This is a genomic window from Sphingomonas sp. URHD0057 (genome assembly GCF_000620665.1).
In the GTDB taxonomy this organism is placed as follows: Bacteria; Pseudomonadota; Alphaproteobacteria; order Sphingomonadales; family Sphingomonadaceae; genus Sphingomicrobium.
This window is the reverse complement of sequence record NZ_KK211162.1, coordinates 797,476-824,372: the sequence shown is the minus strand read 5'-3', so window position 1 is coordinate 824,372 and position 26,897 is coordinate 797,476. Positions and strand designations below refer to the sequence as shown.

31 protein-coding genes and 3 tRNA genes are annotated in these 26,897 nt (G+C 65.4%); 11 read left to right on the top strand and 23 right to left on the bottom strand.

Features of this window, described 5'->3' with window-relative positions; all coding sequences use genetic code 11:
* Positions 1 to 46: 46 nt before the first annotated feature.
* From N539_RS17960 to proS, 4 genes are read right to left on the bottom strand one after another with little or no spacing between them, the layout of a single operon-like run.
* On the bottom strand, positions 47 to 922 hold the full coding sequence (locus tag N539_RS17960; RefSeq protein ID WP_156029949.1) for a lysozyme inhibitor LprI family protein: 876 nt from the start codon (positions 920 to 922) through the stop codon (positions 47 to 49).
* Between the two features lie 35 nt (positions 923 to 957).
* Positions 958 to 1,665 carry an ABC transporter ATP-binding protein gene (locus N539_RS17095; RefSeq protein WP_081774357.1) on the bottom strand — a complete coding sequence of 236 codons (708 nt, stop codon included), beginning with the start codon at positions 1,663 to 1,665 and terminating at the stop codon, positions 958 to 960.
* The gene (locus N539_RS0113070) at positions 1,658 to 2,908 is read right to left on the bottom strand and encodes a lipoprotein-releasing ABC transporter permease subunit (RefSeq protein WP_028970623.1); all 1,251 of its coding nucleotides are present in this window, start codon (positions 2,906 to 2,908) and stop codon (positions 1,658 to 1,660) included. Before N539_RS0113070 ends, N539_RS17095 begins: the two co-directional genes overlap by 8 nt.
* The gene (gene proS, locus N539_RS17090; protein ID WP_051531802.1) at positions 2,905 to 4,275 is read right to left on the bottom strand and encodes a proline--tRNA ligase; all 1,371 of its coding nucleotides are present in this window, start codon (positions 4,273 to 4,275) and stop codon (positions 2,905 to 2,907) included. The genes N539_RS0113070 and proS overlap by 4 nt, the downstream gene beginning before the upstream one ends.
* A gap of 311 nt (positions 4,276 to 4,586) precedes the next feature.
* Between proS and N539_RS17085 the strand changes: the two genes are divergently transcribed.
* The 4 genes from N539_RS17085 to metC all read left to right on the top strand — a co-directional run bounded on the left by N539_RS17085 (position 4,587) and on the right by metC (position 6,962).
* Positions 4,587 to 5,057: an energy transducer TonB gene (locus N539_RS17085; protein WP_051531801.1), complete on the top strand. Its 471-nt coding sequence runs from the start codon at positions 4,587 to 4,589 to the stop codon at positions 5,055 to 5,057.
* 124 nt (positions 5,058 to 5,181) lie between these two features.
* A complete protein-coding gene (locus tag N539_RS0113055) occupies positions 5,182 to 5,409 on the top strand; it encodes a hypothetical protein (RefSeq protein WP_156029947.1) in 228 nt (75 codons plus the stop codon).
* Between the two features lie 40 nt (positions 5,410 to 5,449).
* On the top strand, positions 5,450 to 5,746 hold the full coding sequence (locus N539_RS0113050) for a hypothetical protein (RefSeq protein ID WP_028970621.1): 297 nt from the start codon (positions 5,450 to 5,452) through the stop codon (positions 5,744 to 5,746).
* A gap of 55 nt (positions 5,747 to 5,801) precedes the next feature.
* Positions 5,802 to 6,962, top strand: coding sequence for a cystathionine beta-lyase (metC, locus tag N539_RS0113045; protein ID WP_028970620.1), 1,161 nt, complete (start codon positions 5,802 to 5,804; stop codon positions 6,960 to 6,962).
* A 5-nt stretch (positions 6,963 to 6,967) separates the two neighbouring features.
* Here metC and N539_RS0113040 read toward each other — a convergent pair whose 3' ends face one another.
* Both N539_RS0113040 and N539_RS0113035 read right to left on the bottom strand, forming a co-directional pair.
* Positions 6,968 to 7,282, bottom strand: coding sequence for a hypothetical protein (locus N539_RS0113040; protein WP_028970619.1), 315 nt, complete (start codon positions 7,280 to 7,282; stop codon positions 6,968 to 6,970).
* 106 nt (positions 7,283 to 7,388) lie between these two features.
* Positions 7,389 to 7,465: transfer RNA gene (locus tag N539_RS0113035), tRNA-Met, on the bottom strand.
* A 129-nt stretch (positions 7,466 to 7,594) separates the two neighbouring features.
* Between N539_RS0113035 and N539_RS0113030 the strand changes: the two genes are divergently transcribed.
* Positions 7,595 to 8,020: a DUF3775 domain-containing protein gene (locus tag N539_RS0113030; protein ID WP_028970618.1), complete on the top strand. Its 426-nt coding sequence runs from the start codon at positions 7,595 to 7,597 to the stop codon at positions 8,018 to 8,020.
* On the opposite strand, the gene N539_RS17080 is transcribed toward N539_RS0113030, so the two are convergent.
* Genes N539_RS17080 through N539_RS0113015 form a run of 3 tightly spaced genes read right to left on the bottom strand, consistent with a single transcriptional unit; the run spans position 8,017 to position 11,041 of the window.
* On the bottom strand, positions 8,017 to 8,520 hold the full coding sequence (locus N539_RS17080; protein WP_037552783.1) for a 2'-5' RNA ligase family protein: 504 nt from the start codon (positions 8,518 to 8,520) through the stop codon (positions 8,017 to 8,019). The two genes, N539_RS0113030 and N539_RS17080, sit on opposite strands and share 4 nt — an antisense overlap.
* The gene (locus N539_RS17075) at positions 8,505 to 9,068 is read right to left on the bottom strand and encodes a hypothetical protein (protein WP_051531800.1); all 564 of its coding nucleotides are present in this window, start codon (positions 9,066 to 9,068) and stop codon (positions 8,505 to 8,507) included. The genes N539_RS17080 and N539_RS17075 overlap by 16 nt, the downstream gene beginning before the upstream one ends.
* 32 nt (positions 9,069 to 9,100) lie before the next feature.
* On the bottom strand, positions 9,101 to 11,041 hold the full coding sequence (locus N539_RS0113015) for a potassium transporter Kup (protein WP_028970616.1): 1,941 nt from the start codon (positions 11,039 to 11,041) through the stop codon (positions 9,101 to 9,103).
* A gap of 175 nt (positions 11,042 to 11,216) precedes the next feature.
* On the opposite strand from N539_RS0113015, the gene ald reads away from it, so the two are divergent.
* Positions 11,217 to 12,317, top strand: coding sequence for an alanine dehydrogenase (gene ald / locus N539_RS0113010; protein WP_028970615.1), 1,101 nt, complete (start codon positions 11,217 to 11,219; stop codon positions 12,315 to 12,317).
* Here the strand turns inward: ald and N539_RS17070 are convergent.
* From N539_RS17070 to N539_RS0112965, 9 genes are all read right to left on the bottom strand, one after another.
* Positions 12,314 to 12,940 (bottom strand): tetratricopeptide repeat protein, encoded by a 627-nt coding sequence (locus N539_RS17070; protein ID WP_051531799.1) that lies wholly within the window; start codon positions 12,938 to 12,940, stop codon positions 12,314 to 12,316. The genes ald and N539_RS17070 overlap by 4 nt on opposite strands.
* Positions 12,940 to 13,338: a cytochrome c-type biogenesis protein gene (locus tag N539_RS0113000; protein WP_028970614.1), complete on the bottom strand. Its 399-nt coding sequence runs from the start codon at positions 13,336 to 13,338 to the stop codon at positions 12,940 to 12,942. Before N539_RS0113000 ends, N539_RS17070 begins: the two co-directional genes overlap by 1 nt.
* A complete protein-coding gene (locus N539_RS0112995; protein ID WP_028970613.1) occupies positions 13,335 to 13,862 on the bottom strand; it encodes a DsbE family thiol:disulfide interchange protein in 528 nt (175 codons plus the stop codon). Before N539_RS0112995 ends, N539_RS0113000 begins: the two co-directional genes overlap by 4 nt.
* A complete protein-coding gene (locus N539_RS0112990; protein WP_028970612.1) occupies positions 13,859 to 15,781 on the bottom strand; it encodes a heme lyase CcmF/NrfE family subunit in 1,923 nt (640 codons plus the stop codon). Before N539_RS0112990 ends, N539_RS0112995 begins: the two co-directional genes overlap by 4 nt.
* Positions 15,782 to 15,878: 97 nt before the next feature.
* Entirely contained in the window at positions 15,879 to 16,319 is a 441-nt protein-coding gene (gene ccmE, locus N539_RS0112985) for a cytochrome c maturation protein CcmE (protein ID WP_028970611.1), read from the bottom strand.
* On the bottom strand, positions 16,316 to 16,444 hold the full coding sequence (locus N539_RS19140) for a hypothetical protein (protein ID WP_269319432.1): 129 nt from the start codon (positions 16,442 to 16,444) through the stop codon (positions 16,316 to 16,318). The genes ccmE and N539_RS19140 overlap by 4 nt, the downstream gene beginning before the upstream one ends.
* On the bottom strand, positions 16,441 to 17,157 hold the full coding sequence (locus N539_RS0112975; RefSeq protein ID WP_028970610.1) for a heme ABC transporter permease: 717 nt from the start codon (positions 17,155 to 17,157) through the stop codon (positions 16,441 to 16,443). The genes N539_RS19140 and N539_RS0112975 overlap by 4 nt, the downstream gene beginning before the upstream one ends.
* Before the next feature lie 10 nt (positions 17,158 to 17,167).
* A complete protein-coding gene (locus tag N539_RS0112970) occupies positions 17,168 to 18,217 on the bottom strand; it encodes a Glu/Leu/Phe/Val family dehydrogenase (RefSeq protein WP_028970609.1) in 1,050 nt (349 codons plus the stop codon).
* Positions 18,218 to 18,247: 30 nt separating this feature from the next.
* A tRNA-His gene (locus N539_RS0112965) sits at positions 18,248 to 18,324 on the bottom strand.
* Positions 18,325 to 18,405: 81 nt separating this feature from the next.
* On the opposite strand from N539_RS0112965, the gene N539_RS0112960 reads away from it, so the two are divergent.
* Both N539_RS0112960 and N539_RS0112955 read left to right on the top strand, forming a co-directional pair.
* Positions 18,406 to 18,834, top strand: a complete 429-nt coding sequence (locus N539_RS0112960) for a hydrolase (RefSeq protein ID WP_028970608.1) — start codon at positions 18,406 to 18,408, stop codon at positions 18,832 to 18,834.
* A gap of 67 nt (positions 18,835 to 18,901) precedes the next feature.
* Entirely contained in the window at positions 18,902 to 19,612 is a 711-nt protein-coding gene (locus N539_RS0112955; RefSeq protein WP_081774355.1) for a Crp/Fnr family transcriptional regulator, read from the top strand.
* 19 nt (positions 19,613 to 19,631) lie between these two features.
* Here the strand turns inward: N539_RS0112955 and N539_RS0112950 are convergent.
* Positions 19,632 to 19,706 (bottom strand) — tRNA-Val (locus N539_RS0112950).
* A 56-nt stretch (positions 19,707 to 19,762) separates the two neighbouring features.
* A complete protein-coding gene (locus N539_RS0112945) occupies positions 19,763 to 20,035 on the bottom strand; it encodes an HU family DNA-binding protein (protein WP_028970606.1) in 273 nt (90 codons plus the stop codon).
* A gap of 185 nt (positions 20,036 to 20,220) precedes the next feature.
* Between N539_RS0112945 and N539_RS0112940 the strand changes: the two genes are divergently transcribed.
* The gene (locus tag N539_RS0112940) at positions 20,221 to 20,826 is read left to right on the top strand and encodes an ATP-dependent Clp protease proteolytic subunit (RefSeq protein WP_051531798.1); all 606 of its coding nucleotides are present in this window, start codon (positions 20,221 to 20,223) and stop codon (positions 20,824 to 20,826) included.
* A gap of 6 nt (positions 20,827 to 20,832) precedes the next feature.
* Here N539_RS0112940 and lon read toward each other — a convergent pair whose 3' ends face one another.
* Positions 20,833 to 23,232 (bottom strand): endopeptidase La, encoded by a 2,400-nt coding sequence (gene lon, locus N539_RS0112935; RefSeq protein WP_028970604.1) that lies wholly within the window; start codon positions 23,230 to 23,232, stop codon positions 20,833 to 20,835.
* A 93-nt stretch (positions 23,233 to 23,325) separates the two neighbouring features.
* Between lon and N539_RS17065 the strand changes: the two genes are divergently transcribed.
* Together N539_RS17065 and N539_RS17060 are read left to right on the top strand one after the other, a co-directional pair.
* Positions 23,326 to 23,538, top strand: a complete 213-nt coding sequence (locus N539_RS17065) for a hypothetical protein (RefSeq protein WP_037552781.1) — start codon at positions 23,326 to 23,328, stop codon at positions 23,536 to 23,538.
* Positions 23,539 to 23,600: 62 nt separating this feature from the next.
* Positions 23,601 to 25,034 (top strand): L,D-transpeptidase family protein, encoded by a 1,434-nt coding sequence (locus N539_RS17060; protein ID WP_156029945.1) that lies wholly within the window; start codon positions 23,601 to 23,603, stop codon positions 25,032 to 25,034.
* A gap of 22 nt (positions 25,035 to 25,056) precedes the next feature.
* Here N539_RS17060 and clpX read toward each other — a convergent pair whose 3' ends face one another.
* A complete protein-coding gene (gene clpX / locus N539_RS0112920; RefSeq protein WP_028970603.1) occupies positions 25,057 to 26,325 on the bottom strand; it encodes an ATP-dependent Clp protease ATP-binding subunit ClpX in 1,269 nt (422 codons plus the stop codon).
* A 198-nt stretch (positions 26,326 to 26,523) separates the two neighbouring features.
* Entirely contained in the window at positions 26,524 to 26,880 is a 357-nt protein-coding gene (locus N539_RS0112915; protein ID WP_028970602.1) for a response regulator, read from the bottom strand.
* Positions 26,881 to 26,897 lie beyond the last annotated feature (17 nt).

The following is a 26,897-nucleotide window of genomic DNA, read 5'->3' as shown; positions in this document are numbered from 1 at the left end:
TCGGTTATTCCGCAATAGCCAATTCGAACGGCGACTACCGGGCCACTTACAGCCGGCCCGCCATGATGTCGCGGATTTCGCGCATGCGCCCGACATAGGCATCGCCGATGCACTGCCGGTTCGCGCAGCGCTCGCGATACCCGAGGAAACGGTCGCGGGTTCTTTGCAAGAGCGCTCGCTGCTCGGGCGTCGCGGTGGCAAGCGCGCGCCGGTATTGCGTGGCCATGTTGACGTCGAGCGCCGACAGGCCGGCGTCGGAGCAGACCGTGATCTCGCTTTGGCTCCGGGCGCTGGCGCAGTCAAAGCTCGGCCGCCCCGGATAGCTCGACGCCGGGCCGGGCTGAACATTGGCCGACACGGACGCGGCGGTGTTCTCCTCCGTCGGCGCGGTCCCGTTCATCTCGGCGCCGGCTGCCGGCTGCTGGGGCTCGGCGACACGCGTCAGCGTCGTCAGCGGACCGATCAGCGCGTTCGCGTTGCGCAACACCACGGCGCCGTTCGGCTGGATGCTGTAATCGATGTTGCTCATCAGGTTCCGGCGACCGTCCGCGAGTGCGATCCCCGGCGGAAGATCGAGCGACAGCAGGCCAGAACAATCGATCGTGCCGCTGCTCTCGTCCTCGCTTTCCATCACCGCATTGTCCATCCGCACCACGGCAAAGCCGGCGACTTCCTCGAAGGTTGCCTGATCGCTGCCGCGGTGTTGCGCGGCGCTGAGGAAGAGTTCCTTCTTGATCAAATTATAGGTCGCCGACGAGGCGCATTCCCTGCCGGGCTGGGCCGGCGCGATCGTCTGGCCCAGCTCGTTGCCGGTGAGCTTGTCCTGGTCGGCGTTTCGATTGGTGGCGAAGTAGGCGACGAGCAACAGGACAATGACAATTCCGCCGATGAGCGCGATCAGCGTGGGATTGAGCTTTCGCATCGCCCGCTGAACGTCTCTGGGCCGCTGCGGCTCCACTATTCGAGCCGGCCCTCATGGAGGCGAACGACCCGATCCATCCTGCTCGCCAGCCGTTCGTTGTGGGTCGCCACCAGGGCCGCGGTGCCTTCTCCCCGCACCAGCTTCAGGAATTCGGCGAACACTGCATCGGCGGTATGCTCGTCGAGGTTGCCGGTCGGTTCATCGGCCAGCACCAGTGGAGGGCGGTTGGCGAGGGCACGCGCGACGGCGACCCGCTGCTGCTCGCCGCCGGACAGCTTGGATGGGCGATGATCGAGCCGCTGAGCGAGGCCGAGCGTGCCCAGCAATTGCTCCGCACGCTCGCGCGCGGCTCCGGGTTGGGCCCCATGCACCAGCTGGGGGAGGACCACATTCTCCATCGCGGTGAATTCCGGAAGCAGGTGGTGGAACTGATAAACAAACCCAAGCAGGTCGCGCCGCAGCCGGGTGCGGCCATCGTCGTCGAGCTCCGACGCCTCCTCCCCCTGCAGCCGGATGGAGCCCTCGAAGCCCCCTTCGAGCAGGCCGACGGCCTGGAGCAAGGTCGACTTGCCCGACCCCGACGGGCCAAGCAACGCGACGATCTCGCCCGGCGCGATCGCGAAATCGACTCCGCGCAGTACTTCGATCGTTACGCCGCCCTGAGTGAAGCTGCGCTTGAGGTCCCGCGTGACGAGGACCGGCGTCGCGTCCCCGCGGAGCCGCGACGAAGACTCCTCACTCATAGCGCAGCACCTGAACCGGGTCGGTGCTCGCCGCCCGCCGCGCCGGAAAGTAGGTGGCGAGGAACGACAGCAGCAAAGCGACACCGACGATCGCCGTCACTTCGAACGGATCGGTCTTGGACGGAAGGTCCGTCAGGAACCGGACCGACGGGTCCCACAAATTCTGGCCGGTGATGAACTGGATCGCGTTGACGACGCCCTGCCGGAAGAACAGGAAGACGGCGCCGAGCAGCGCGCCCGCGGCGATCCCGACGATCCCGATGGTCAGGCCGACCGTCATGAAAATCCTGCGGACTCCGCGTCGGCTCGCGCCCATTGTTCTCAGGATCGCAATGTCCCGCGTCTTCGCGCGCACCATCATGATGAGCGAGGATGCGATGTTGAACGCGGCGACGAGAATGATGATGCACAGCACGACGAACATCGCCACGCGCTCGACCTCGAGCGCCTGGAACAGCGCCGCGTTCATCTGCCGCCAGTCGGTGATGATGCCGCGGCCGCGCACCACTGGCTGAAGCGGGGCGACGATCTGCTGGACCTTGTCGGGATCGACGGTCTGGATCTCGACCATCCCGACCTGGTCGCCGAGCATCAGCAGCTCCTGCGCCTGCTCCATCGGCATGACGACGAACGCTTTGTCGTAATCATAGATACCGACCTCGAAGATCGCGCCCACGGTATAGGAGACGATGCGAGGGACCGTGCCGACCACCGTCGAGCGCCCTTCCGGACTGATCAGGCTGATCTCGCTGCCGGGGAATGCGCCGAGCGCTTCGGCGAGCCGTGAGCCGATTGCCACCCGCCCGCTCCCGGGAACGATCGACTTCAGATCGCCGGCGACGACGTTGGAGGTGATCGTCTTGTTGGCGAGGATGTCGGACATGCGCATGCCGCGCACCAGCACTCCTTCGACGCGACCGTTGGCCGAGGCCATCAGCGGCTGCTCGATCAACGGCAGCGCGGACGTCACGCCGGGGGTTGCCTTGGCCTGGTCGGCGATCTGCTGCCAATTGCCGAGGCGCCCGTCATAGCCAGTGACGACGGCATGGCCGTTGAGGCCGACGATCTTGTCGAACAGCTCGGCGCGAAATCCGTTCATCACGCTCATCACGATGATTAGCGCGGCGACCCCTAGGGCAACCGCAGTCACGCTGAAGCCGGCGACGACGAAAATGAACCCCTCGCCCTTGCTCGGAAGAAGATAGCGCCGGGCGATCATCCGCTCATAGCGGTCGAGGATCATAGGCTCGGATCCGCCGAGTTCGTCGTAGTCCCGAGCTTCGGCAGCATGGCCGCGACCACTTCCACCGCGCGGTCGACCGGGATGAGCTCGCGCTGGCCGCTTCGCCGGTTCTTGCTTTCGATCATCCCCTCGGCGACCGACTTCGGACCAATGATGAACTGCCACGGCAGGCCAATCACATCCATGGAGCCGAGCTTGACTCCGCCGCGCTCGTCGCGGTCGTCATAGAGCGCGACATCGCCGAACCGCTGAAGCTTTGTATAGAGATCCTCGGCGACGGCGAGGCACGCGGGATCGTCGTGACGCATGTTGACGAGACCGATGAGCCACGGGGCAACCGATTCCGGCCAGACGATGCCGGCGTCGTCATGGCTGGCCTCGATGACCGCGCCGACGAGGCGCGACACGCCGACGCCATAGCTGCCCATCATCGGCGTCGCGACGCTCCCATCGGGGGCCGAGACCTTCAGCCCCATCGCGGCCGAATATTTGTCGCCGAAGTAGAAAATGTGCCCGACCTCGATGCCGCGGCCGGTGCGCCGCCGGTCCTCGCCGACCTCGCTCCAGCGCGCCTCGTCGTGGGTCTCGTCGGTTGCGGCATAGGTCGAATTCACGCGCTCGAAGAGCCCCCGAAGGCCAGCCTCGTCGCCATAGCTCAGGTCCGCTTGGTGCCAGTCGAACTCATCGTAGGCGGCATCGTAGAAGACCTCGCTCTCGCCGGTCGGCGCGAGGACGATGAATTCATGGCTGAGGTCGCCACCGATCGGCCCCGATGCCGCTTTCATCGGCACCGCCTGAATGCCAAGCCGCTGGAAGGTGCGCAGATAGGCAAGCATCTGCTTGTAATACGAGAGGCGCGCGCCGGCCTCGTCGAGGTCGAAGCTGTAGGCGTCCTTCATTAGGAACTCGCGGCCGCGCATCACTCCGAAGCGGGGGCGGACCTCGTCGCGGAACTTCCACTGGATGTGGTAGAGCATGCGCGGCAGGTCGCGGTAGCTCTTTACCTCATCGCGGAAGAGCGCCGTGATCATGTCCTCGTTGGTCGGCCCGTAGAGCATCTCGCGGTCGTGCCGGTCGCGGATACGCAGCATCTCCGGGCCATAAGCGTCGTAGCGGCCGCTCTCGCGCCACAGGTCGGCCGACTGGATCGTCGGCATCAGCATTTCCTGGGCGCCGGCGCGGTCCTGCTCCTCGCGCACGATCTGCTCGATCTTCTGGAGCACGCGAAAGCCGAGCGGCAGCCAGGCGTAGATGCCGGCAGCCGTCTGGCGCACGAGCCCGGCGCGGAGCATCAGCTTGTGGCTGACGATCTGGGCGTCGGCGGGACTCTCTTTGAGAACTGGAAGGAAAGCTCGGGACCAGCGCATGGGGCAGCGCTCTAGCGGGCGAGCCTCGCCGCTGGCAACCGCGCCGCCTCATGTTGCTCATGCGACACAGGCCACGGCAGAAATGCGTTCATCTGCGATTCAGGCCGTGACAACGCCCGCCGGCCCAGCCTAGTCCCAGCCATCCGAACGAACTGACCTTGGGTCGTGGTTCGGACAAGCGGCTGACCGACTGGGGACGTTTCGCCGCGACACATCCAAGGGGGCTGACGAGCAATCGTCACGCAGGGCGCCCGGATCGCTGGTCGATCCGGGCGTTTGCTTTTGGAGGTCGCAACCCTAGACCTCGACGCGTGCAGCCGGACCCAGCCCGAAACAATCCCGATCCGCGCTCGCCGGTCCAGCCACCGCCAAGCAGCGCGCCCTACCTTCTTGCGGCAGCCGTCATTGCGATCGCGCTGTGGGGAATCCAGCAAGCCCGGATCCAGGATATCGCTCCGGACACCGATCGCATTCCGCCGTCAGCGGCTCCGCCGCCCCCGAAGATAAGCGACCCGCGGCAAATCTTCAGCGCCGACGATTATCCCGCCGAAGCGCAGAGCAAAGGCGAGCAAGGCACGGCGCAGGCCAAGTTGACGGTCGATACGGCGGGGCGAGTCACGGACTGCGTGCTGATCCGCAAAACCGGGTCCCGCTCACTCGACGAAGCGACCTGCCGCATTCTGAAAAATCGTGCACGCTTCAAGCCGGCACGCGACAGCCAGGGCGATCCAATGACCGATATCGTGGTGACACCTCCAATCACGTGGCGTCTGGAAGAATAGACGTTCGCCGTTTGCATTCCGCTCCCCTCAAGCTAATCGGTCACTGGCGCTAGGCGTCGCAACAGGGCATCAGGGCCCCGGTTGCGTGCCAGCCGAGTCTTGGGGCTTCGAACAGGAGGTAGGAATGCGCAGTCGATGGATGATCGCCGCGTGCGTTGCAGCGTGCTTCGTCAGCGCGCCGGCTGCAGCGCAGGGGCAAGCCGGCGGCGTGCCGACCGAAACGCAGGAGCGCGAACGCTCGGGCGGTGATGGCAACATCTTGTGGAACATCATTGGATTGGTCGGCCTGCTCGGCCTTCGCGGCCTTTGGCGCGAAAGCGACAATGACGGCTACACCGACGATCCGGTCTAAGCTCGCCTTACGAATGCCATTCAAACAGGAGGAAAAAGCCATGCGGATGACTGTTCCGTTGATCCTTGCGGCGGCGCTCGCCGCTTCCACGCCCGCTCTTGCCCAGGACGCCAACAACACGGCTGCCGTCGATGTCAATGCGACCGCGCCAGTTGCCGTCGATGCGAATGCCGCGGCACCGGTCGCGACCAACGACGTCGCTGTTGCACCAGCGGAGCCGGTCGCGAACGACATGGCGGCCACCGAGCCAGCGCCCGAGAAAAGGGGCGGCGGGTTCCCGTGGGGCGTGCTCGGACTGCTCGGCCTCATCGGCCTGTTCCCGCGTCGGGGTCGCTAGACCAATCTTCAGACTCGGCGCTGGCGTGAGCTAGTCGCCGCGTCCGGAGCCGAAGATGAGCGATAAGCACCAACGGCCGCGCACCCGGCTGGTCGAAGGCGGCCGCCGCGAGGAATGGCGGCGGCGGCTGGTCAATCCGCCGGTCGAGCGGGCGTCGACGATCCTGTTCGACAGCGTCGGCGAGCTCGAGGCGGATCGGCCCGCGCTCGGCAATTATCATTACGGCCTGCAGGGCACCGCGACCCATTGGGCCTTGTCGGAAGCGCTCACCCAGCTCGAGCCTGGCGCTGCCGGCACCGCGCTCTATCCCTCCGGGCTGGCAGCGATCACCACGGCCATCCTCGCGGTCCTGAAGCCCGGCGACGAGCTGCTGGTCACCGACGCCGTCTATGGCCCGACCCGCAAGTTCTGCGGCACTTTCCTCAAACGCTACGGCGTCACGACGCGCTATTACGATCCGCTCATCGGTGCCGGAATCGCCGAGCTCATCGGCGACGACACGCGGGCGATCCTGATCGAGAGCCCGGGCTCGCTGACGATGGAGGTCCAGGATGTGCCGGCGATCTGCGGCATTGCCCGCGAACGCGGTCTCGTAACCCTCATCGACAATACCTGGGCAACGCCCCTGCTGTTCCCGGCGCTTGCCGCCGGCGTCGACATCTCGATCCTCGCCGCAACCAAATATGTCGGCGGGCATGCCGATCTGATGCTCGGGACGGCAACCGCGACCGAGCAATATTTTGCCGACCTCCAGACCCTTAGCTGGGACCTTGGCCATAGCGTGTCGGCGGACGACGCCTGGCTCGCGTCGCGCGGGTTGCGGACCATGGCCGTCCGGCTGAAGGCGCACGAAGAAGGCGCGCTCAAGCTTGTACAGTGGCTCAAGGGGCGCTCGGAGGTCGGGCTGATCCTCCATCCCGCCCTTCCCGACTGCCCCGGTCACGAGCTTTGGAAGCGCGACTTCAAAGGGTCGTCGGGCTTGTTTGCCTTCGAGCTTCTAAACGGCGACCGCTCGGCGCTGGTCGATCGGCTCGAGCTGTTCGGTATCGGCTTTAGTTGGGGCGGCTATGAAAGCCTCGCGCTGCCGGTCGACCCGATCCGCACCGTTTCCAAGCCGCCCGCTGCCAATCTCGTGCGGCTGCACGTCGGCCTCGAAGATCCCGACGACCTCATTGCGGATTTGTCGCAGGCATTTGAGTGGATTGCCCGCGGCTGATGGGCCTAGCCAGTCAGCCACTCCACCAGGCCGATCACCAGCACAATCACGAGAACGACGCCGAGCACGATCAGCCGCAGCTTCGCATTTCGCCGCGCGGTGGAGTCATTCTGATCGCGGATCCGCCGCAGCGCCTCCCGCGCGCGGCGCTCCGTCTCGGCGACCGCGCCGTCATAGGTCGGTCCCAGACTGAAGCCGCGTTTGATGATATCGCGCAGCTCGACGGTGGTGCGTTCCTGCCACCACTCGGCGGACAACAGTTCCGGTTCTACCTCCGCACTGCGCTCGCCCCGCACAATCGCGGCTTCGTCAACGTCCATGGAGGGTCCCCTCCTCGAAGCTGAGATCAACCACGCGACGGCTTCGGGCCGCCATCCCCGACGACTCGCAACGCCAAGGTTAACGGGAATATAACAGATTTTTGAATGGTAGCGGAGGAGGGACTTGAACCCCCGACACGCGGATTATGATTCCGCTGCTCTAACCAGCTGAGCTACTCCGCCCCAAAGGCCGTGATTGCGCCCCATCGCAGGCGCCGGAGGCGCGCGATATAAGTGGGGTGGGCTGACCGGTCAACGCGGGAGGAACCGCTTACCTTTGCTCTCGTTGAGCCGGACAGCAGAGAGGAAAGAATGGACCCGCTGACCCCGCTCGACACCTTGTGCCGAATCATCCTTCGGGCACGCGAGTACGAAGCCCAGACCGCGACCGATTATGACGGCAACGAGACCGCCGACAATGTCGACGACGAGGACGCAGGCCCCCTTTCGGTTCTCGACGACACGATCAACGACAGCGTCGAGGAGGAGCTCAAGGCGGCGTTCGAGGACCTCGGCGAGGATCAGCTCGCCGAAGTGCTGGCCTTCGCGTGGGTCGGCCAGGGCACCTACGAAGCCGGCGATTGGGACGAAGCGTTCGAAGAGGCGCAGTCCCTCGTCGGCGAGGGCACCGCAGGCGCGATCGACGAGCTGATGGAGCAGCCGATGCTTGCTTCGGTGCTCGAAACCGGACTGGCGGCCTTCGACCTCAGCTGCGACGGGATCGGCGACCTCAGCTAGCCGCGGAACGGATAAGTCCCGATCGTCTCCCACGGGCCATCGAGGTAGCGCTGCAGTCCAAGGCCGCGAATCTCCAGCGGACACGGGGCGAAGTCCCGGTCGAGCGCTGCCAACAGCGCCCGACCAACCTTGGGCGCAACTTTGTTCTGGATCGTGACATGCGGTCGCCAGCCCACGCTATCCTGTGGTTCAATCATGCCGTGAAGCGCGTCGGCCAGGTCCTCCCGGATCCGGTCGAGGTCCGGCGAGACGATTCGAAAGGCGACTCCCCCACCTAGGTCCATCAACCCGGCGACGCTCGCGGTCGGCCGCGGACCCCTCGCCGCCTCGGCCAGACGCGTCCGGAGCTCGGTTTCGGCGGACGGCGGCAGCGCATGGAACATGGTGAGATGTGCCGGCACCCGGTTTCGCTCCGGCGGATAATGTTTGCGGCGCAAGCCTTCGAGCCAACCGAAGGACACGGCGCCGAGCTCGGCAGTGACGATCAGCGCGCCGGCCACTGGTCGCGTTGCAGCTCTTGGAGGTTGACGAACCCATCCCGGCCAAGCTCGGCCACCAGCTCATCTCCTTCGACATGCGCCTGGGACCAGGGCAATCGGCGCAGGGTCTCCCCCACTCCGGCAACGCCGCCTTCGGACACCACGACATAGGCGATCCTGCCGCTACGGCAGCCCGCCAGCGCATCGATGCAACGGCCGAGCGAGCCCTCCGCGCCGACTACTTCGGCCCGGCCGAGTTGGGAAACCGGGAACAGCGCTTCGCCCGGCGTTTCCGCGCTCGCTTCGGCAGCGGCGCGTCCGCCTTCCTCGACGCTGGCCTGGCGACCGAGCCAGCGCCACACGCCGAAAATGTTCAGCGCGGTGAGGACGGCGTTGGTCCAGGTCAGGGCCGGTTGACCCGTCAGCAATCCTGTCGCCAGCCAGGAAAGGGAACCAACGAGGAACACGGCAAAACCGAAACCGGTGATCCGAGCGCCGAGGTTTGCGGCGGTCATGAATGCCGCGGTGATGGTCGCGACCGTCGCGATCCAGGAAATGAGGTCAGCCATGGCCCCGGAAATGCGCGGGCCGGCGCGATGGTTCAGATTTCGACCTGGCTGCCAAGCTCGACCACACGATTGGTCGGAAGCTTGAAGAATTCCATCGCGCTTTCGGCGTTGCGCAGCATCCACGCGAACAATTTCTCGCGCCAGATCGCCATTCCCGGCCGCGACGAGGCGAGCAGGGTCTGGCGGGCTAGGAAGAAGCTGGTGTCCATCATCTTGCACTGCGACCCGATGTCCTTGAGCTGCGCGAGCGAAGCAGGAACGTCGATTTCCTCCATGAAGCCATAGCGCAGCAGCACCCGGAAGAAGCCCGAGCCATAGTCTTTCGTCTCGAGCCGCTTTTCCGTGGCGACATAGGGCACGTCCTCGATCCGGACCGTGAGCAGGATCACGCGCTCGTGCAGCACCTTGTTGTGCTTGAGGTTGTGGAGCAGCGCATGAGGGACGCCGGTCGCCGAGCTGGTCATGAACACCGCGGTGCCGGGAACGCGCGCCGCGCTCGGCGCCGCCGACTTGATGAAGATCTCCATCGGCAGGCTGGCTTCGTTCATGCGGTTGATCATCAGCTGGCGCCCCTTGGCCCAGGTGGTCAGCAGTGTGAACGCGATGGCGCCCACCAGCAGCGGGAACCAGCCGCCGGCTGGGATCTTCAGGAGGTTCGCCGAGAGGTAGCTGAAATCGACCACGAAGAAGAGCGTGACCAGCGCGCCGACGACGAATCGGTTCCAGTTCCACATCTGCCGCAGGACGACCGAGATGAGGACGCTGTCAATCAGCATCGCGCCGGTCACCGCAATGCCATAGGCGGCGGCGAGGTTCGACGAGCTGCGGAAGGTGATCACGAGGAGGATCACCATGACCATCAGCGCCCAGTTGACCGACGGAATGTAGATCTGCCCGGCGGCGCTCTCGCTGGTGTGCGCGATCCTAAGGCGCGGGATGAAGCCGAGCTGGATCGCCTGCTGGGTGACCGAATAGGCGCCGGAGATCACCGCCTGGCTGGCGATGATCGCCGCCGCGGTCGCCAACAATACCAGGGGCAGCCGGAACGCATCGGAGGCAAGGTAGAAGAACGGATCCTTGACCTGGAGGAGCGCAGTGGCGCTGTCGGCCGAGAGGAGCATCGCGCCTTGCCCGAGATAATTCAGAAGGAGCGCGGGCAGCACAAAGTAGATCCACGAAATGCGGATCGGCTTGCGGCCGAAATGGCCCATGTCGGCGTAAAGCGCCTCGGCTCCGGTCACGGCGAGGACGACCGAGCCCATGGCGACGAAGGCGCGCATGAAATCGGAGGTGAAGAAATAGACCGCGTTCAGCGGATTGAGCATCGCCAGGATGATCGCGGGATGATCCATGATGTGCAGGATCCCGAGCACGGCCAGCGTGACGAAGTAGAACACCATCACCGGCCCGAACATCAGCCCGACCCGCGCCGTGCCGCGCGACTGGATCGCGAACAGCCCGATCAGGATCACCACCGCGATTGGAACCACGAACGGCTGAAGGCCCGGGTTGACCGTGGTCAGCCCTTCGACGGCGGACAGGACCGAGACCGCCGGCGTGATCATCGAATCGCCGTAGAAAAGCGCGGTCGCGAAAACGCCGAGCAGGACGATCCCGCTGGTCCATTTCTTCTTGCCGCTGAGGGTTCGGTTGATCAGCGCGAGGAGGGCAAGGCTGCCGCCCTCGCCCTTGTTGTCGGCGCGCATGATGATCGTCACATATTTCAGCGTCACGATGATCATCATCGACCAGAACATCAGGCTGAGGACGCCGAAGATGTGGAGCTGGTCGACCTTGAGCTCGTGATGGCCGGCGAAGGTCTCGCGGAAGGCGTAGATCGGCGAGGTGCCGATATCGCCATAGACGATCCCGATCGCGCCGATGACGAGCTTGTAGAGCGGGCCGCGCGCATGGCCGAGCGCAGCGTCTTGCGGAGCCTCGCCTGCGGCACCTCCGGTCGCGGTAATGTTCATGCTGTGCTGGTCAGACTCGACAGACTGCGGCTCGCATCCCTAACGCCGCGCGCCACGTCGTCGGTCACGGCCGCGCTCCACTAGCACTACGGCCGTAGTGCTGCAATCGGTGGGGACAGAGGCGAAAAGCCTGTCTATAGGCCCGCGAAACCATAATTTACGGAGCGAACGAATAATGCGCGTCGGGGTGCCGAAGGAGATCAAAGTCCACGAATATCGCGTCGGACTGACGCCCGCCTCGGTCGCCGAGCTGGTGGCGCACGGCCACGAGGTGTTCGTCGAGACCAAGGCCGGCAACGGTATCGATTGCCCGGATGGCGCTTACGAAAAGGCCGGTGCGACCATCCTTCCCGACGCCGCGGCAGTGTTCAAGGCATCGGACATGATCGTGAAGGTCAAAGAACCGCAGCAGTCCGAGATTGCGATGCTGGAGGCGCGGCACATCCTGTTCACCTACCTCCACCTCGCCGCCGACAAGCCGCAGGCCGAGGGGCTGATGAAGTCGGGTGCGACCTGCATCGCCTATGAGACGGTGACGGCAAGGAACGGCTCCTTGCCGCTTTTGAAGCCGATGAGCGAGGTCGCCGGGCGGATGTCGGTCCAGGTCGGCGCTCACTATCTCGAGAAAGAGCAAGGCGGGCGTGGCGTGTTGCTTGGCGGCGTCCCCGGCGTTGCTCCGGCCAAGGTCGCGATCCTCGGCGGCGGAGTGTCCGGCGTCAACGCCGCGCAAATGGCGACGGGGATGCGCGCCGACGTCACCATCTACGACATCAACAACGACCGCCTCGCCGAGCTCGACATGTTCTTCTCGAGCCAGATCAAGACGGCCTACGCCTCGCGCGCCGCGATCGCCAACGCGGTCAAAGAGGCCGAACTGGTGATCGGCGCGGTGCTCGTCCCCGGCGCTGCCGCGCCCAAGCTCGTCACCCGCGCCATGCTCAAGACGATGAAGCGCGGTTCGGTGTTGGTGGACATCGCAATCGACCAGGGCGGCTGCTTCGAAACCTCGCACGCCACGACCCACGCCGACCCGGTCTATGAGGTCGACGGGATCATCCATTATTGCGTGGCGAACATGCCGGGTGCGGTCGCGCGGACCAGTGCGTTCGCGCTCAACAACGCGACTCTCCCTTTCGCGCTCAAGATCGCCAACCTCGGCGCCGAGAATGCGCTCGAAGCGGATCCCGATCTGGCAAACGGGCTCAACGTCTCGAACGGCAAGATCCGCCACAGGGCCGTCGCTGAAGCCTTGGGCCTGGAATACGATCCCGCCTAGCGCTGCTGTCGCGAGTATCCGCCACCGTCAAAGGCGATCGCCATCACCAAGTTCCCGACCATTGGGCGCCAGCTGGCGTCGGGATGCTCGCGCATCAGCGCGATCAAGTCGCGAAACGCCGGTTCGCCGCCGCCCGAGCGGAGCAGCGCGAGATCGTGGAAGAAGCGCGGCGCCGGATGTCCGGCGGGGAGAAGCGCCGCCGCCCGGCGGTAAGCGAACTCGGCCGGCGGAGTGAGGCCGTGGCCGTGATCGACCAAAGCGTTGCCGAGCCCGATCCACAATTGGCCATCGGCAGGATAACGGCGCACCGCGTTTTGCAGGATGTTGACGGCGTCCTCGGTGTTGCCGTGGCTGGCGAGTGCTTCGGAGATCCGGAGCCAGGATTCGTCCGCGCTGAAGTTGCCGAAGAAGGCGTGGCGAGCCTCGGTCAGCAACTGGACCTGCTGCCCCTCGCTGCCCTTGGCCGGAGATCCGGCAAGCGTCGGCCGGCCCTGCAGCGCATAGCCCGAGGCGCCGAGCATCATTACGGCCAGCGCCGCCGTCAGCAGACCGCCACGCACGCCCGACGCCCACAGCGCGCCGAACGCCGCGGCAATCAGGAGCAGAAGGATCGCCCAGCCCATCAGCGGCTGATCCTGCGGCGAACGAGCAATGCCCCGACGAGCAGAAGCCCAAGCGGCGCCAGCCACAGCGGCCATGCGGTGGGTTCGCTCGTCGGCTTGTAGCTGATCCAGCTGCCGTAACGCTGCACCAGCCAGGCGCGGATCGCCGCCGGTTTCTCGCCCGCCGCGATGCGCCGCCGCACGAGGTCGCGCATGTCGCCCGCCAGCTCGGCGTCGCTGTCGGCGATCGACTGGCCCTGGCAGACGAGGCAGCGCAGCTCCCCCATCAGCATTTGTGCCTGCGCCTCCTGCTTCGGATTTGGCAGCTGGCGATCGGACCAATAGGCCGGCGGCAGATTGCTCTCGGCGAACGCCGGCTGGGCTGCGAGTACGGCAAGCAAGAGGACAATCCGCTTCACCGCGACTGCTCCAGCCTGGCGAGGATCAGCGGCACGTCGCCCCGTTCGATCGGGCCGATATGCTGGTAGCGGATAATGCCGGCGCCATCGACGATGAAGCTCTCCGGCACGCCCGATGAACCGAGTGCGATCTGCACGCGGCTTTGTACGTCGCTTCCGATCCGCTCGTAGGGATCGCCGTTCCGCGCGAGGAACTCGGCCAGGTCCTCGGGTCGGTCGCGCACGGCGATGCCGTCGACCGTCACGCCTTCGGCCTTCAGCTGCTGGAGCACCTTGACCTCGGTGACGCACGGCACGCACCAGCTGGCGAAGACGTTCACGATCCGTGGTCGCCCCGTGGCGAGGTCGGAGGTGCTCAACGCTGCCTTGCCCGGCAGTGCGGAAGGAAGCGCGAACATCGGAACCGGCTTGCCTTCGAGCGCCGAGTGGACGCTGGTGTCGACCGGCCTCGCGAGGCGCCATACCAGTGCCGCCACGATCAGCGCCAACAGCAGCAAGGGCGCGAAGCGGACCCCCCGGCTCATGCGTAACGCTTCCTGCCCCACTGGGGCTCGCGCCGTCGGCGCCAGACCCGGCCGAGGAGCGCAATCGCGCCGCCCAAGGCGATCAACGCTCCGCCGAGCCAGATCAGCGTGACAAACGGTTTCCACCACAAGCGCAGCTGCCAGCCGCCCGCCTCGTCGGGCTTGCCGATCACGGTATAGAGCTGGCCGTTCCAGAAGGTGTGGATCGCAGCTTCGTTGGTTTCGGTCGGCGGATTGCTGAAATAACGGGTCTGCGGCTTGAGGGCGATCGGCCCATGCCCACGGGTGGCGAGCAACTCGCCCTCCATCGCGGTCCAGTTCTTTCCCGCCGTCGGCGTGACGCCCTGCAACTGCACGAGCCACGGACCGACGCTCAGAGTCTCGCCAGGCTTGGCGATGGCAAGGCGCTCGCTGGTGAAGGCGCCATTGGCGGCCATCCCCGCCAGCGCAGTTGCAACTCCGAAGTGGGCAACGACCATTCCCCAGGTCGCCAGCGGGGCGCGGAAAGGGTTGCGGCCGATCAGCGGCAGTATGCTCGCGGCGGCGAGATAGGCCGCGAGCGTCAGGCCCAGGCGCGGAAGGATCCCGATCCCCGGCGCGAGGATGATGGTGATCGCCAGCGCCGTCACTCCGAGGAGCGCCGGCACCTTCAGCTTGCCGAATATTCGCCGCCGCTCGTGACGCCAGGCAAGCAGCGGCCCCACCCCCACAAGCGCGGCAAGGACCAGCGCGAGGGGGCCGGCGACCTCGTTGAAGTAGGGAGCGCCGACCGACAGTTTCTCGCCGCTCAGCGCCTCGACGAACAAGGGATAGAGCGTGCCGAGGAAGACAATCCCGAGGATCACGCTCAGCAGCAAATTGTTGATGACCAGACCCGTCTCGCGGCTGACCATCTCGAACGGCGCGCCTTCCTTCAGGCTCGCCCCGCGCCACGCGAACAAGGCGAAGGCCGCGCCGACGTAGATGGCGAGGAGCGCGAGCAGGAAGGTCCCTCGCTCCGGGTCGATTGCGAATGCGTGCACCGAGGTGAGAATGCCCGAGCGCACCAGGAACGTGCCCACCATCGACATCGAGAAGGCGATGACCGCGAGCATCATGGTCCATGCCTTGAGCGCGCCGCGCGCGGCGAGAACGCCGACCGAGTGGAGCAGCGCGGTCGCCGCCAGCCACGGCATCAGCGAGGCATTCTCCACCGGGTCCCAGAACCAGTAGCCGCCCCAGCCGAGCTCGTAATAGGCCCAGTAGCTGCCGGCGGTAATGCCGAGCGTCAGCAATACCCAGGCGCCGAGCACCCACGGCCGCATCGCCCGGCCAAGGCGTGAGTCGACTTCGCCGGTCAGCAGCGCGCCGACTGCGAGGCTGAAAGCGATCGAGAGCCCGACATAGCCGAGGTAGAGCGTCGGCGGATGGAACGCCAGGCCGGGGTCCTGCAGCAAGGGATTGAGCCCCTGCCCCTCGATCGGCGCCGGGTTCAGCCGCGCAAAGGGATTCGAGGCAATCAGCAGGAAAGCATAGAAACCGAGCGCCAGCGCCGCCTGGGCGCCGAGCGCGCCGATCAGCGTCGCTTGGCTGGTTCGCCGCGACAGCAGTCCCAGGAACGCCCCGGCGACGGCGAGGATCGTCACCCACATCAGCATCGAGCCCTCGTGGTTCCCCCACGCGCCCGCGAGCTTGTAGATGAAGGGCTTGGCGCTGTGGCTGTTGTCGGCGACCAGCGCTACCGAGAGGTCGGTCCGCGCGAATACGATCAGAAGGGCGGCGAAGGCGACGAGAGTCAGCGCCCCTTGGACCACCGCTACCGCGCGCATCGTCCGCGCGGCCTCGATTGGCGTGCGCAGCGACAGGATCATAAGCACGAACTGGTAAAGCGCCAGCCCCGCCGCGAGCCACAGCGCCGCAAGGCCGGTCTCGGCGATCACAATCTGTTCTCCTGCGAAGGCAGGAGCCTAGTCCGCTGCCGAAGGCAGCGCCTGCGGCGCTGGTCTGGGCCCCGGCCTTCGCCGGGGAGCAATTGGGTCATCGCGCCAGCGTCTTACCGGCCTTGTGCTCCGCGGCAAGATTGCCGAGCTCGGGTGGCATGTAGCGCTCGTCATGCTTGGCGAGGATCGTGTCAGCGACGAACGTGCGGCCCTGCAGCCGGCCTTCCGCGACGGCGCCAGAGCCCTCGCGGAACAGGTCGGGGGTAATGCCGCGATAGACCACCGGCGTGGCCGCCTTGCCGTCGGTAAGCACGAAGCGGATGGTCACCCCGTCGGGCTGGCGCCGCACGGAGCCGCGCTCGACCATCCCGCCGAGCCGCACGGCACGATCCTGCTGCGCCTTGCCGGCGGCAATATCGGCGGGCGTGTAGAAATATGATGCGCGGTCCCTGAGGCCCCACATCGCGAGGACCACGGCAGCGAGCAGCGCAGCGAGCGCGGCGATGACCAGCACCAGCCGCTGGTTCTTCGGCTTCATTTGCGGTTGAGGGCGTCGGCCGCCGCCTCGGCGCGTCGCATCGATGTAAAGGCCCACAGCAGCAGCGCTGCCGTGGCGCTGACCGCGACGGCATAAGCCGCGATCACAAACGGCCAGGGGTTCATGCCGTTGCCTGGCGGCGCAACCGCGCCTCGACCTTGGTGTCGGCAAGCTCCGCGCGCATCCGCATCAGCACCGCCGCTGCGAACAGGCAGGTGAAGCCGATCATGGTCAGCGGCAGGGGCCACAGCAGGCTGTTGTCGATGGTCGAGCCGCTGAGCGAGATGCTCTGGCCCTGGTGGAGCGTGCGCCACCATAGCACGGAATAATGGATGATCGGCAGGTTGATTGCGCCGACCAGGCCGTAGATCGCCGTAATCCGCCCTTCCCCGCCTCGCTCACGCTCGGCCGAGGCCAGCGCAATGTAGCCAAGGTAGAGGAAGAACAGCACCAGCATCGAGGTCAGGCGCCCGTCCCACTCCCACCAAGTCCCCCAGGTCGGCCGGCCCCAGATCGACCCGGTGACCAAACAGACCAAAGCGAACGTCGCGCCCGCCGGCGCCGTCGCCCGCCCCGCAACCGCCGCTAGCGGATGCCTCCACACCAGCTGGCTGACTGAAGCGGCGGCAATGCCGAGCCACCCGGCCATGCCGAGCCATGCGGCGGGGACGTGGATGTACAGGATGCGCACGGTCTCGCCCTGCAGATAGTCGGGCGGAGTCAGCGCCAGCCCCGCAACCATGCCCGCCGCGGCGAGCACCAGCCCGATCCACAGCGACCAGCTCGTCACCGGTCTGGCAATGCGCAGGAAACGCGCCGGATTGGCGAGCGCGTGCATGATGCCGGGGCTAGGCCCGCCCGATCAGCCGCTGCGCCATGGCGTCGGCGACCGCGGCGGGATCGCGTCCGGTCTCCGCGCCTTCCTTCCAGATCTGCTCGAGCCGGACCGGGATGCCCTCGATCCGCCGGCGGACCAGGGTCGCGTCGCCGTCGCCGAGATATTCGGTGCAGACGTTGATGATGCCGCCGGCGTTGATGACATAATCGGGCGCGTAGAGAATGCCGCGCTGCTGGAGGCGCTCGCCGTCCTCGGGCGTTGCCAGCTGATTGTTGGCGCCGCCCGCCACGACCGGCGTCCTGAGCGCGGCAATGGTCTGCTCGTCCAGGATCGCACCGAGCGCGTTGGGGCTGACCACGTCCGCCTCGAGGCCGAGGACTTCGTCGGTGGAGACAACCTTGCCGCCCGTGCGCTCGGCGAGCTTGTGCGCCTTGACCTCGTCGACGTCGGCGACCGACAGCTTCGCCCCTTCCGCGCAGGCATGGAGCGCAACCCCGGTCGCGACGCTGCCCGCGCCCTGAAGCGCGAGGTGGAGGCCGCTCAGGCTGTCCTTGCCGAGCGCCCATTTGACCGCCGCCTTGATGCCGAGGAACACGCCAAGCGAGGTGTGCGGGCCCGGATCGCCGCCGACATCGCCCGACGAATTGGGCAGGCCGGCAACGAACTTGGTCGAGCGCGCGACCTCGATCATGTCGGCGACGCTCATCCCGACGTCCTCGGCGGTGACATAGCGCCCGCCGAGATGGTCGACCGCCTTGCCGAACGCATGCAGCAGCTCGGGCGTCTTGGTCTTGGCCTCGTCGGCGAGCAGCACCGACTTGCCGCCGCCCAGCGGCAGGCCCGCCATCGCGTTCTTGTAGCTCATTCCGCGCGACAGCCGCAGCGCGTCGGTCAGAGCGTCGGCGTCCTTGGCATAATGCCAGAAGCGCGCCCCGCCGGCGGCGGGGCCGACATGCGTCGAATGGACGGCGATGATCGCCTTGAGGCCGCACTTCTCGTCGGTGACGAAATGGATCTCTTCGTGGGCGTCGAAGTCGGGCAGGCCCCAGGGCGTTGTCATCGTTGCAATCAGTTCCACGCAAGAGGTGAATGGGGCGACCGAGGGGACTTGAACCCCCGACCCCTGGTACCACAAACCAGTGCTCTAACCAGCTGAGCTACGATCGCCACGGGAACGCCCGCGGAAAGCTTTCCGCAAGCGCCGGGGCCACTTAGGGTCGCAGCCGCGCCAAGGCAAGCGAGGCAAGCATGAACGCTACAATGGAAAAATTCGGCTATCCGGCGACTTTGCTGCGCGAGCTCGAGCATTGGGTGATCCTGCTTCGCCCGGCGCAGGTGACGCTCGGCAGCCTGGTGCTGGCGGCGAAGGGCGATGCGACGGCTTACTCGGCGCTGCCGCCCGCGGCGTTTGCCGAGCAGGGCGCGGCGGTGGGGCTTATCGAGCGCGGGCTCGCCGCGTTCGTTGAGTATGAGAAGATCAATTATCTAATGTTGATGATGGTCGACCCGAACCCGCACTTTCACGTCATTCCGCGTTACTCGCAGCCGCGGCGCTGGGGCGGTCTCGACTTCCCCGATGCCGGCTGGCCGTCGGCGCCGCAGCTGGGGGCGGCGATCGCCCTCGACGACGACCAAATCGCTCGCCTGAGGCACGATCTGTCGGATAACTTTCGCTAACCGGTGTTGGTATAATTTCTTGCACCGGGGGTGCGCGAGGCGCATCCCTTGGTGGGGAGAACTGCACATGGCGAGTCGGCGCGACAAGACGCCATCTCGGGGTGTGTCGCTGCGCGAGACGTTGATCTCCGCAGGTCTCGAGACACATCTTGCGGACATGCTCGATGAAATGCCGCACCGCGTAGTGCAGGTCGAGCCGCGCCGGCCCTTCCGGGAACAGGGGGTGAAGCGTGACGAAGTCATGTTCGTCCGCTCCGGCATCCTGTCCAAGTTCAAGACCGATTCCTCCGGCCGGCGGCAGATCGTCGCCTTGCGCTTTTCCGGCGAAGGGATCCTACCGCGCGACGGGCTCGCCGAATATGGCATCCAGGCGATCGTACGCAGCGAGATCATGGTTGGGCGCGCCGAGGATTTCGATCCGCTCGTCCTCGCCCACCCCGAGCTGCAGCGCTTCTTCTGGCGGCTGATCCAGCGCAACGAAGCGATCGGTTATGAATGGCTGGTCAATTGCGGCAGGCGCGATTCGACCGCGCGGGTCGCCCACCTGCTGTGCGAAACCGCGGTGCGCATGAACGTCGACACCCAGCACATGACGAACCCGTTCACCCAGCAGCAAATCGCCGACATCACCGGCCAGACCTCGGTCAATGTCAACCGCGTCTTCGCCGACATGGAGCGCCAGGGCCTGATCAAACGCAAGGGCCGCGAGATTCAGTTCAGCGACTGGGCCGAGATTGCCCGCGTCGGCAGCTTCCAGCCGAGCTATCTGGCGGTCTGATCGGGGCGTCCCGGGGCGATGGTGGGCGCGGTAGGGTTTGAACCTACGACCCCACCCGTGTGAAGGGTGTGCTCTACCACTGAGCTACGCGCCCGCCCGATTTCGCGGAATGCGCGGATATAGTGAAGCGCTCGACGCTGTCCAGCGCCGCTATTGAACCGCGTCCTTCAGCACCTTGCCGGGGCGGAACTTGGGCTGCGAACTGGCCTTGATCTGCATCGGCTCGCCGGTCCGCGGGTTGCGCCCGGTCGAGGCTTTGCGACGGGTCACCGAAAAGTTGCCGAACCCGACCAACCGGACCTCATCGCCGCGCTTCAGCGTCGAGGTGATCACCTCAAGCATGGTTTCCACGGCCCTCATCGCATCGTTGCGGCTGAGTCCCCCGCGGTCGGCGACGTGACCGATCAATTCCTGCTTGTTCATGATCCCGCCTTCTCCCCTCCCCAGCGCAGAGACTCGCGCGCCGGGAGCGTCCGCCTTTAAGGCAAGAGTCCGGGTCTCTGTCCAGTGGCTGTGGAAGTCATTCGACCGTTCTGGGACATACCTCTGGGTGTCGCTGCCTCGCCTGACTATATGGTCTGTTCAACGACGCTTCCCGGGAGCCCATCATGGACAACGACGCACCTGACCAACAGCCCGAAGGCAGCGGGAACTTCGTCAGCCGGATCGAAACCGAGCTGCTGCGGCATCGCAAGGTCCTGATCTTCGGCGACATCAACGACCGCCTCGCCCGCGATATCTGCTCACGGCTGCTGCTCCTCGCCGACCGCGATGCCGACGCCTCGATCGACATTTTCGTCAACTCGCCCGGCGGGCACGTCGAATCCGGCGACACCATTCACGACATGGTCCGCTTCATCCGCAACGACGTTCGCATCAACATGATCGGGACCGGCTGGGTGGCGAGCGCTGGCGCGCATATCTTCCTCGCCGGCGCCAAGGACCGCCGCTTTTGCCTGCCCAATACCCGGTTCCTGCTTCACCAACCGGCCGGAGGCATGCGGGGAATGGCGGCCGACATCGAAATCGAAGCGAAGGAGATCCTCCGCATGCGCGAGCGGCTGGTACGCATCATCTCCGAGGAAACCGGCCAGCCGACCGAGCGGATCAACAAGGACATCCACCGCAACCACTGGATGACCGCCGACGAGGCGATCGATTATGGCATGGTGACCAGCGTTATTCGCGACCCGCGCGACATTCCGCGCGAATGACCAAAGTTAATGCCGGACCGCGGGCTCGCCTGCGGTTCCGGTGCCGTGCGCCGGCGGCTCGGGCGCGTGCTCATCATCGTCGCTCCATTCGATCGCCTTGACCGGCTCGGCCAAGGCGCGCGCAAGAACCTGGTCGACGTGCTCCACCGGCAGAATTTCCAGGCCTTCCCTGAGCGTCGCCGGAAGATCGACGAGGTCCTTCTCATTCTCGGCCGGGATCAGCACCGTCGTGATGCCGCCGCGCAAGGCCGCGAGGAGCTTCTCCTTGAGCCCGCCGATCGGCAGGACTCGCCCGCGTAACGTCACTTCGCCGGTCATCGCAACATCGCGGCGAACCGGAATGCCGGTGAGCGTCGAAATCATCGCGGTGACCATGCCAATGCCGGCAGACGGACCGTCCTTCGGCACCGCCCCTTCGGGCAAGTGGACGTGAATGTCCTTGCGGGCGAAGATCGACGGCTTGACGCCATAGGCCGGGGCGCGCGCTTTGACGAAGCTCATTGCCGCCTGGATTGATTCCTGCATCACTTCGCCGAGCTTGCCGGTCGTTTTGATCTGACCCTTGCCGGGAACCGTCACCGCTTCGATGGTCAGCAGCTCGCCGCCGACCTCGGTCCAGGCGAGCCCGGTGACCGCGCCGATTTGGTCCTCTTCCTCACCCATTCCGTAGCGAAATTTCCGGACGCCCAGGAAATCGCCGAGATTGTCCGGCGTCAGTTCGATCTTTTCGACCTTATTTTCGAGGATCTGCCGAAGCGATTTGCGGGCGACCTTGGCAAGCTCGCGCTCAAGCGTCCGGACGCCGGCCTCGCGGGTATAATGCTGGATCATCTTGCGCAGAGTGTCGTCGGAAAACACCAGCTCGTCAGCCTTTAGCCCATGCGCTTCCATTTGCTTCGGGATCAGATGGCGCTTGGCGATCTCGACCTTCTCGTGCTCGGTGTAGCCTTCGAGCCGGATGATCTCCATCCGGTCCATCAACGGCTGCGGCATGTCGAGCGAGTTGGCGGTGGTCACGAACATCACGTCCGAAAGGTCGTAGTCGAGCTCGAGATAATGATCCTGGAAGCGGTTGTTCTGCTCCGGGTCGAGCACCTCCAACAGTGCCGATGACGGATCGCCGCGGAAGTCCTGGCCGAGCTTGTCGATCTCATCGAGGAGGAACAGCGGGTTCGACGTCCCCGCCTTCTTGATGTTCGAGATGATCTTGCCCGGCAGCGAGCCGATGTAGGTTCGGCGGTGACCGCGAATCTCGGCCTCGTCGCGCACGCCGCCCAGGGACTGGCGCACGAACTCACGGCCCGTCGCCCGAGCGATCGAGCGGCCGAGCGACGTCTTGCCGACGCCGGGCGGGCCGACGAGGCACAGGATCGGGCCCTTGAGCTTGTTGGTCCGCGCCTGGACCGCGAGATATTCGACGATCCGGTCCTTGACCTTCTCGAGCCCGTAATGGTCCTCGTCGAGCACGCGCTGGGCTTCGGCGATGTCCTTCTTGAGTCTCGATTTCTTGCCCCACGGCAGACCGAGCAGCACGTCGAGATAATTGCGCGCGACGGTGGCTTCCGCCGACATTGGCGCCATCGCCTTGAGCTTCTTCAGCTCGGCGTTGGCCCGGGTGCGGGCTTCCTTGGACAGGCGGGTCTTGCGGATCTTGTCTGCTAGTTCCTGAAGCTCGTCGCCGCCCTCTTCGCTCTCGTTGCCGAGCTCGCGCTGAATCGCTTTGAGCTGCTCGTTCAAATAATATTCGCGCTGCGTCTTCTCCATCTGGCGCTTGACGCGGCTGCGGATCTTCTTCTCGACCTGGAGCACGCCGAGCTCGCCCTCCATGAAGGCGAACACCATCTCCAGCCGGCGCGACGGATTGAGCTCGCCGAGCAGCGCCTGCTTGTCCGACACCTTGACGGAAAGGTTGGAGGCCACCGCATCGGCCAGCGCCGAAGGGTCCTCAATCTCGGCAAGCTGGATGCCGGTCTCGGGCGGCAGGCGCTTGTTGAGCTTCGCGTAATTCTCGAACTGGTCGAGCACCGAGCGCGTCAGCGCCTGCGCTTCGGCCTCCGCGAATGGCTCCTCGGCCACGTCCTCTACCTCGGCTACGGTATAGCCCTCGCGCGGGTGCAAGTTGACGAGTTTTGCCCGTTTCACGCCCTCGACCAGCACGCGGACGGTCCCGTCCGGGAGCTTCAGCAGCTGCATCGCGGTGGCGACGACGCCGAGATCGTACATCGCGTCGCGATCCGGGTCGTCGTCGCCAGGATCGAGCTGGGCGACCAGGAACAATTCCTTGTCGGCCGCCATTGCGGCTTCGAGCGCCGCGACCGATTTCTCGCGCCCGACGAACAGCGGGACGATCCGGTGCGGAAAAACGACAATGTCGCGAAGCGGGAGAATGGGGAGAAAGCGGGTCATGAACCAACATATGGGCGGACCCCCGCCCCCACGCAACAAAGGGCCGGAACAATCCACAGCAATCGCTCGCTGTGAAGGCGAGGAGAAGCGACCATGGCCGACGACCGGGAGAAGATCAGCACCGGCCCGAACGAAGAGCCGATCAACGAAACCATCGCGGGCACTGGACCGGGCATTCCGGACGACGCGCTCGCGCCCGGCGAGGAACTGCCCGAGCCTCCGAGCGACGAAGAGGTGGAAAAGACGGCTAGAAAGCTCGGCGCACGGGGCGGGGAAGGCGACACGCTGCCGCTGGAAGGCGAATAACTCACGTACGCGGTTCGCGGATGATTCTGTAACCGTTCAGTTTCGTTCACTATTTTGGGGTCGTGACCATTCGCCAATCCTTGCTGACGCTTAGCGCCCTGACCCTGCCCGCGACGGCGTTGGCGCAATATGCGCCTTGGCCCAGTCCGCCTCCGCCGCCGCGTCCTCCCGTCTTGCAGCGGCCGGTGGTTGCCGAGCCGTGGATGGCGCAGCCGCAGCCCGCCAATCCGCAGCAGCCGTGGCAGTCCCCCGCGGCCGCATCGATCCGCGCTCCCGCGCTCGAGCCAATCGACCTTCCGCCGGCCATCGAGCAAGGCGTCGACATGATCTACATCGACGAGGAGCTGGTCCCTCGGTCGGTGCACGACAATAACGGCGCGCTCGGCGACATGAATCTAGCCGCCTGGAGTGGGGCGCCGGTCGACCTCTTCACCTCGGTCAATCCGATTTACACCGACCTGCGCCGCGGTCTGGTCAAGTATCAGCAGCGCTGGGGCGACCTGCCGCAGGTGACGATCCCGTCGGGACCGACGCTCAAGGCCGCAATGACCGGCGAACGCGTCGGGCTGCTCCGCCAGCGGCTCGGCCTCGGCGAGGGTCCCGCCTACGACGCGGCGGTCGCGGCAAGGGTGAAAGAGTTCCAGGCGGTCCATGGCCTCAAGGATGACGGTATCGCCGGCGCCGGGACGGTCGACGCCCTCAACCGCGGCGCCCAATATTACGAGCAGCTGATCTTCCTCAACATGGAACGCGCCAAGCGCCTTCCCGCGCCCGAGGAGCAGGCGAAATATGCGATCGTCGACGCCGGCGACGCGCGCCTTTCGCTGTGGGAGAACGGCCGCAAGGTCGATGAGATGAAAGTCATCGTCGGCAAGGCCGAAACGGCAACGCCGATGATGGCGGCCTATATCAAATATGCCAGCGTGAACCCGTACTGGAACGTCCCGCCCGAGCTGGCGAGGAACCTGATCGGGCCCCGCATCCTGGCGCAGGGCACGAGCTATCTGACCGACCGCGAATATCAGGTGCTGACGAGCTATGCCGACGATGCGAGGGTGCTCGACCCAAGCACGGTCGACTGGCAGGCGGTGGTCGACGGCCGCGAGGAGGTGCGCCTCCGCCGGCTGCCCAGCCCGGCCAACTCTATGGGCATGATGAAGTTCATGCTTCCCAACTACTTCGGCATCTATCTTCACGATTCGCCTGAGAAGGAACACTTCACCAAAAACGAGCTGTGGATCAGCAACGGCTGCGTCCGGGTCGAGGATTATAAGCGGTTCGCGACCTGGCTATTCGGCGGCTATGTGCCCAAGGGCAAGGATCCGAAGGTCGAAGAGGAAGTCGACCTGCCGCGTCCGGTCCCGGTGTACATGACCTATCTAACCGTTCAGCCGACCGCGAACGGAGTGCAGTTCATGGAAGACCATTACGGCCGCGACGCGCACCTGATGGAGCGCTTCAGCGCGCAGTTGATGGCCGGGGTGCGCGGGGAATAAGCTTCAGTAGGATTCGCCCGATTTAGGCGGCGTCGCCGGCTTCCTTGTCCTGGGTCGAATAGACCCGCACCGGCTCCTTGCGGCCCTCCACGACGTCCTTGTCGATATGGACTTCGTCGACGCCGTCCATCCCCGGCAAATCGAACATCGTGTCGAGCAATATGCCTTCGAGGATCGAGCGCAGGCCACGCGCGCCGGTCTTGCGTTCGATCGCCTTGACCGCGATCGAATGGAGGGCATCTTCGGTGAACTCGAGTTCCACGTCCTCCATATCGAACAGCTTGGCATATTGCTTGATCAGCGCATTCTTCGGCTCGACCAGGATCTTCACCAGCGCCGGCTCGTCGAGGTCTAGCAGCGTCGCGATCACCGGCAGGCGGCCGACGAACTCGGGGATCAGACCGAACTTCAGCAGATCCTCGGGCTCACAATGCTGCAGCACTTCGCCGGTCTTGCGCTCGTCGGGCGCGACGACATGAGCGCCAAACCCCATCGACTTGCCCTGCATACGATCGGAGATGATTTTCTCGAGGCCGGCGAAAGCGCCGCCGCAGATGAACAGGATGTTGGTGGTGTCGACCTGCAGGAATTCCTGCTGCGGATGCTTGCGGCCGCCCTGCGGCGGGACCGAAGCCGTGGTGCCTTCCATGAGCTTGAGCAGCGCCTGCTGGACACCCTCACCCGACACGTCGCGCGTGATCGAGGGATTGTCCGACTTGCGGCTGATCTTGTCGATCTCGTCGATGTAGACGATGCCGCGCTGGGCCTTCTCGACATTATAGTCGGAGGCCTGAAGCAGCTTGAGGATGATGTTCTCGACGTCCTCGCCGACATAGCCGGCCTCGGTCAGCGTGGTCGCGTCGGCCATGGTGAAGGGCACGTCGAGGATCCGCGCGAGGGTCTGCGCAAGCAGGGTCTTGCCGCAGCCGGTCGGGCCGATCAGCAGGATGTTCGACTTGGCGAGCTCGACCTCGTTGCCCGCCTTCGAGCCATGGGCCAGACGCTTGTAATGGTTGTGAACCGCGACCGAGAGGACGCGCTTGGCGCGATCCTGGCCGATCACATAGTCATCGAGGACCTTGCAGATCTCGGCCGGGGTCGGGACGCCGTCGCGGGTCTTGACCAGCGCCGACTTCGATTCCTCGCGAATGATATCGTTGCACAGCTCGACGCATTCATCGCAAATGAACACGGTCGGCCCGGCGATCAGCTTCCTGACCTCGTGCTGCGATTTGCCGCAGAACGAGCAGTAGAGAGTGCTCTTGCTGTCGCTGCCTGAAAGCTTGGTCATTCCCGTCCTTGTACCTCGGCCGCGAACGGCCGCCTGATTTGGGCCATGCTAGCCCGCTTTATGCCACAATCAACTCTGCCGGAGTCTTAACGCCACCCGCCTCGCGATTGCTCCTTTGAATTCAAGAATATGGATTGGGTGCGCGCCAGCCGCAAGTGGGCGCGTGTCGCAGTTTGAGACGGACGGCCGCGAAGAGGGTTAACCGGCGAACGCCGCCTCGATGGCCGGCGTCACGCGGTCGACGGTATAGGGCTTCTCGATCACCGGGGCATCATTGAACTCCGGCGGCGGCGGATCGACGTGGCCGCCGGTCGCGATCACGAACGGCACCTTCTTCTCGCGCAGCTTGGTCGCGACGGGCCAGACATTCTCGCCCTTCAGATTGACGTCGAGGATCGCGAGATCGAACCCGCCCTTTTCAACCTCGTCGAGGGCGCAACGCACGGTGTCGCAGGTGCCGCGGACTTTATGCCCGAGGGAGTCGAGGAAATCCTCGAGCATCATGGCAATCAGGGGCTCGTCTTCGACAATCAGGATGGAACGCGGACTGGGCATAGGCTGCTGGCATAGGC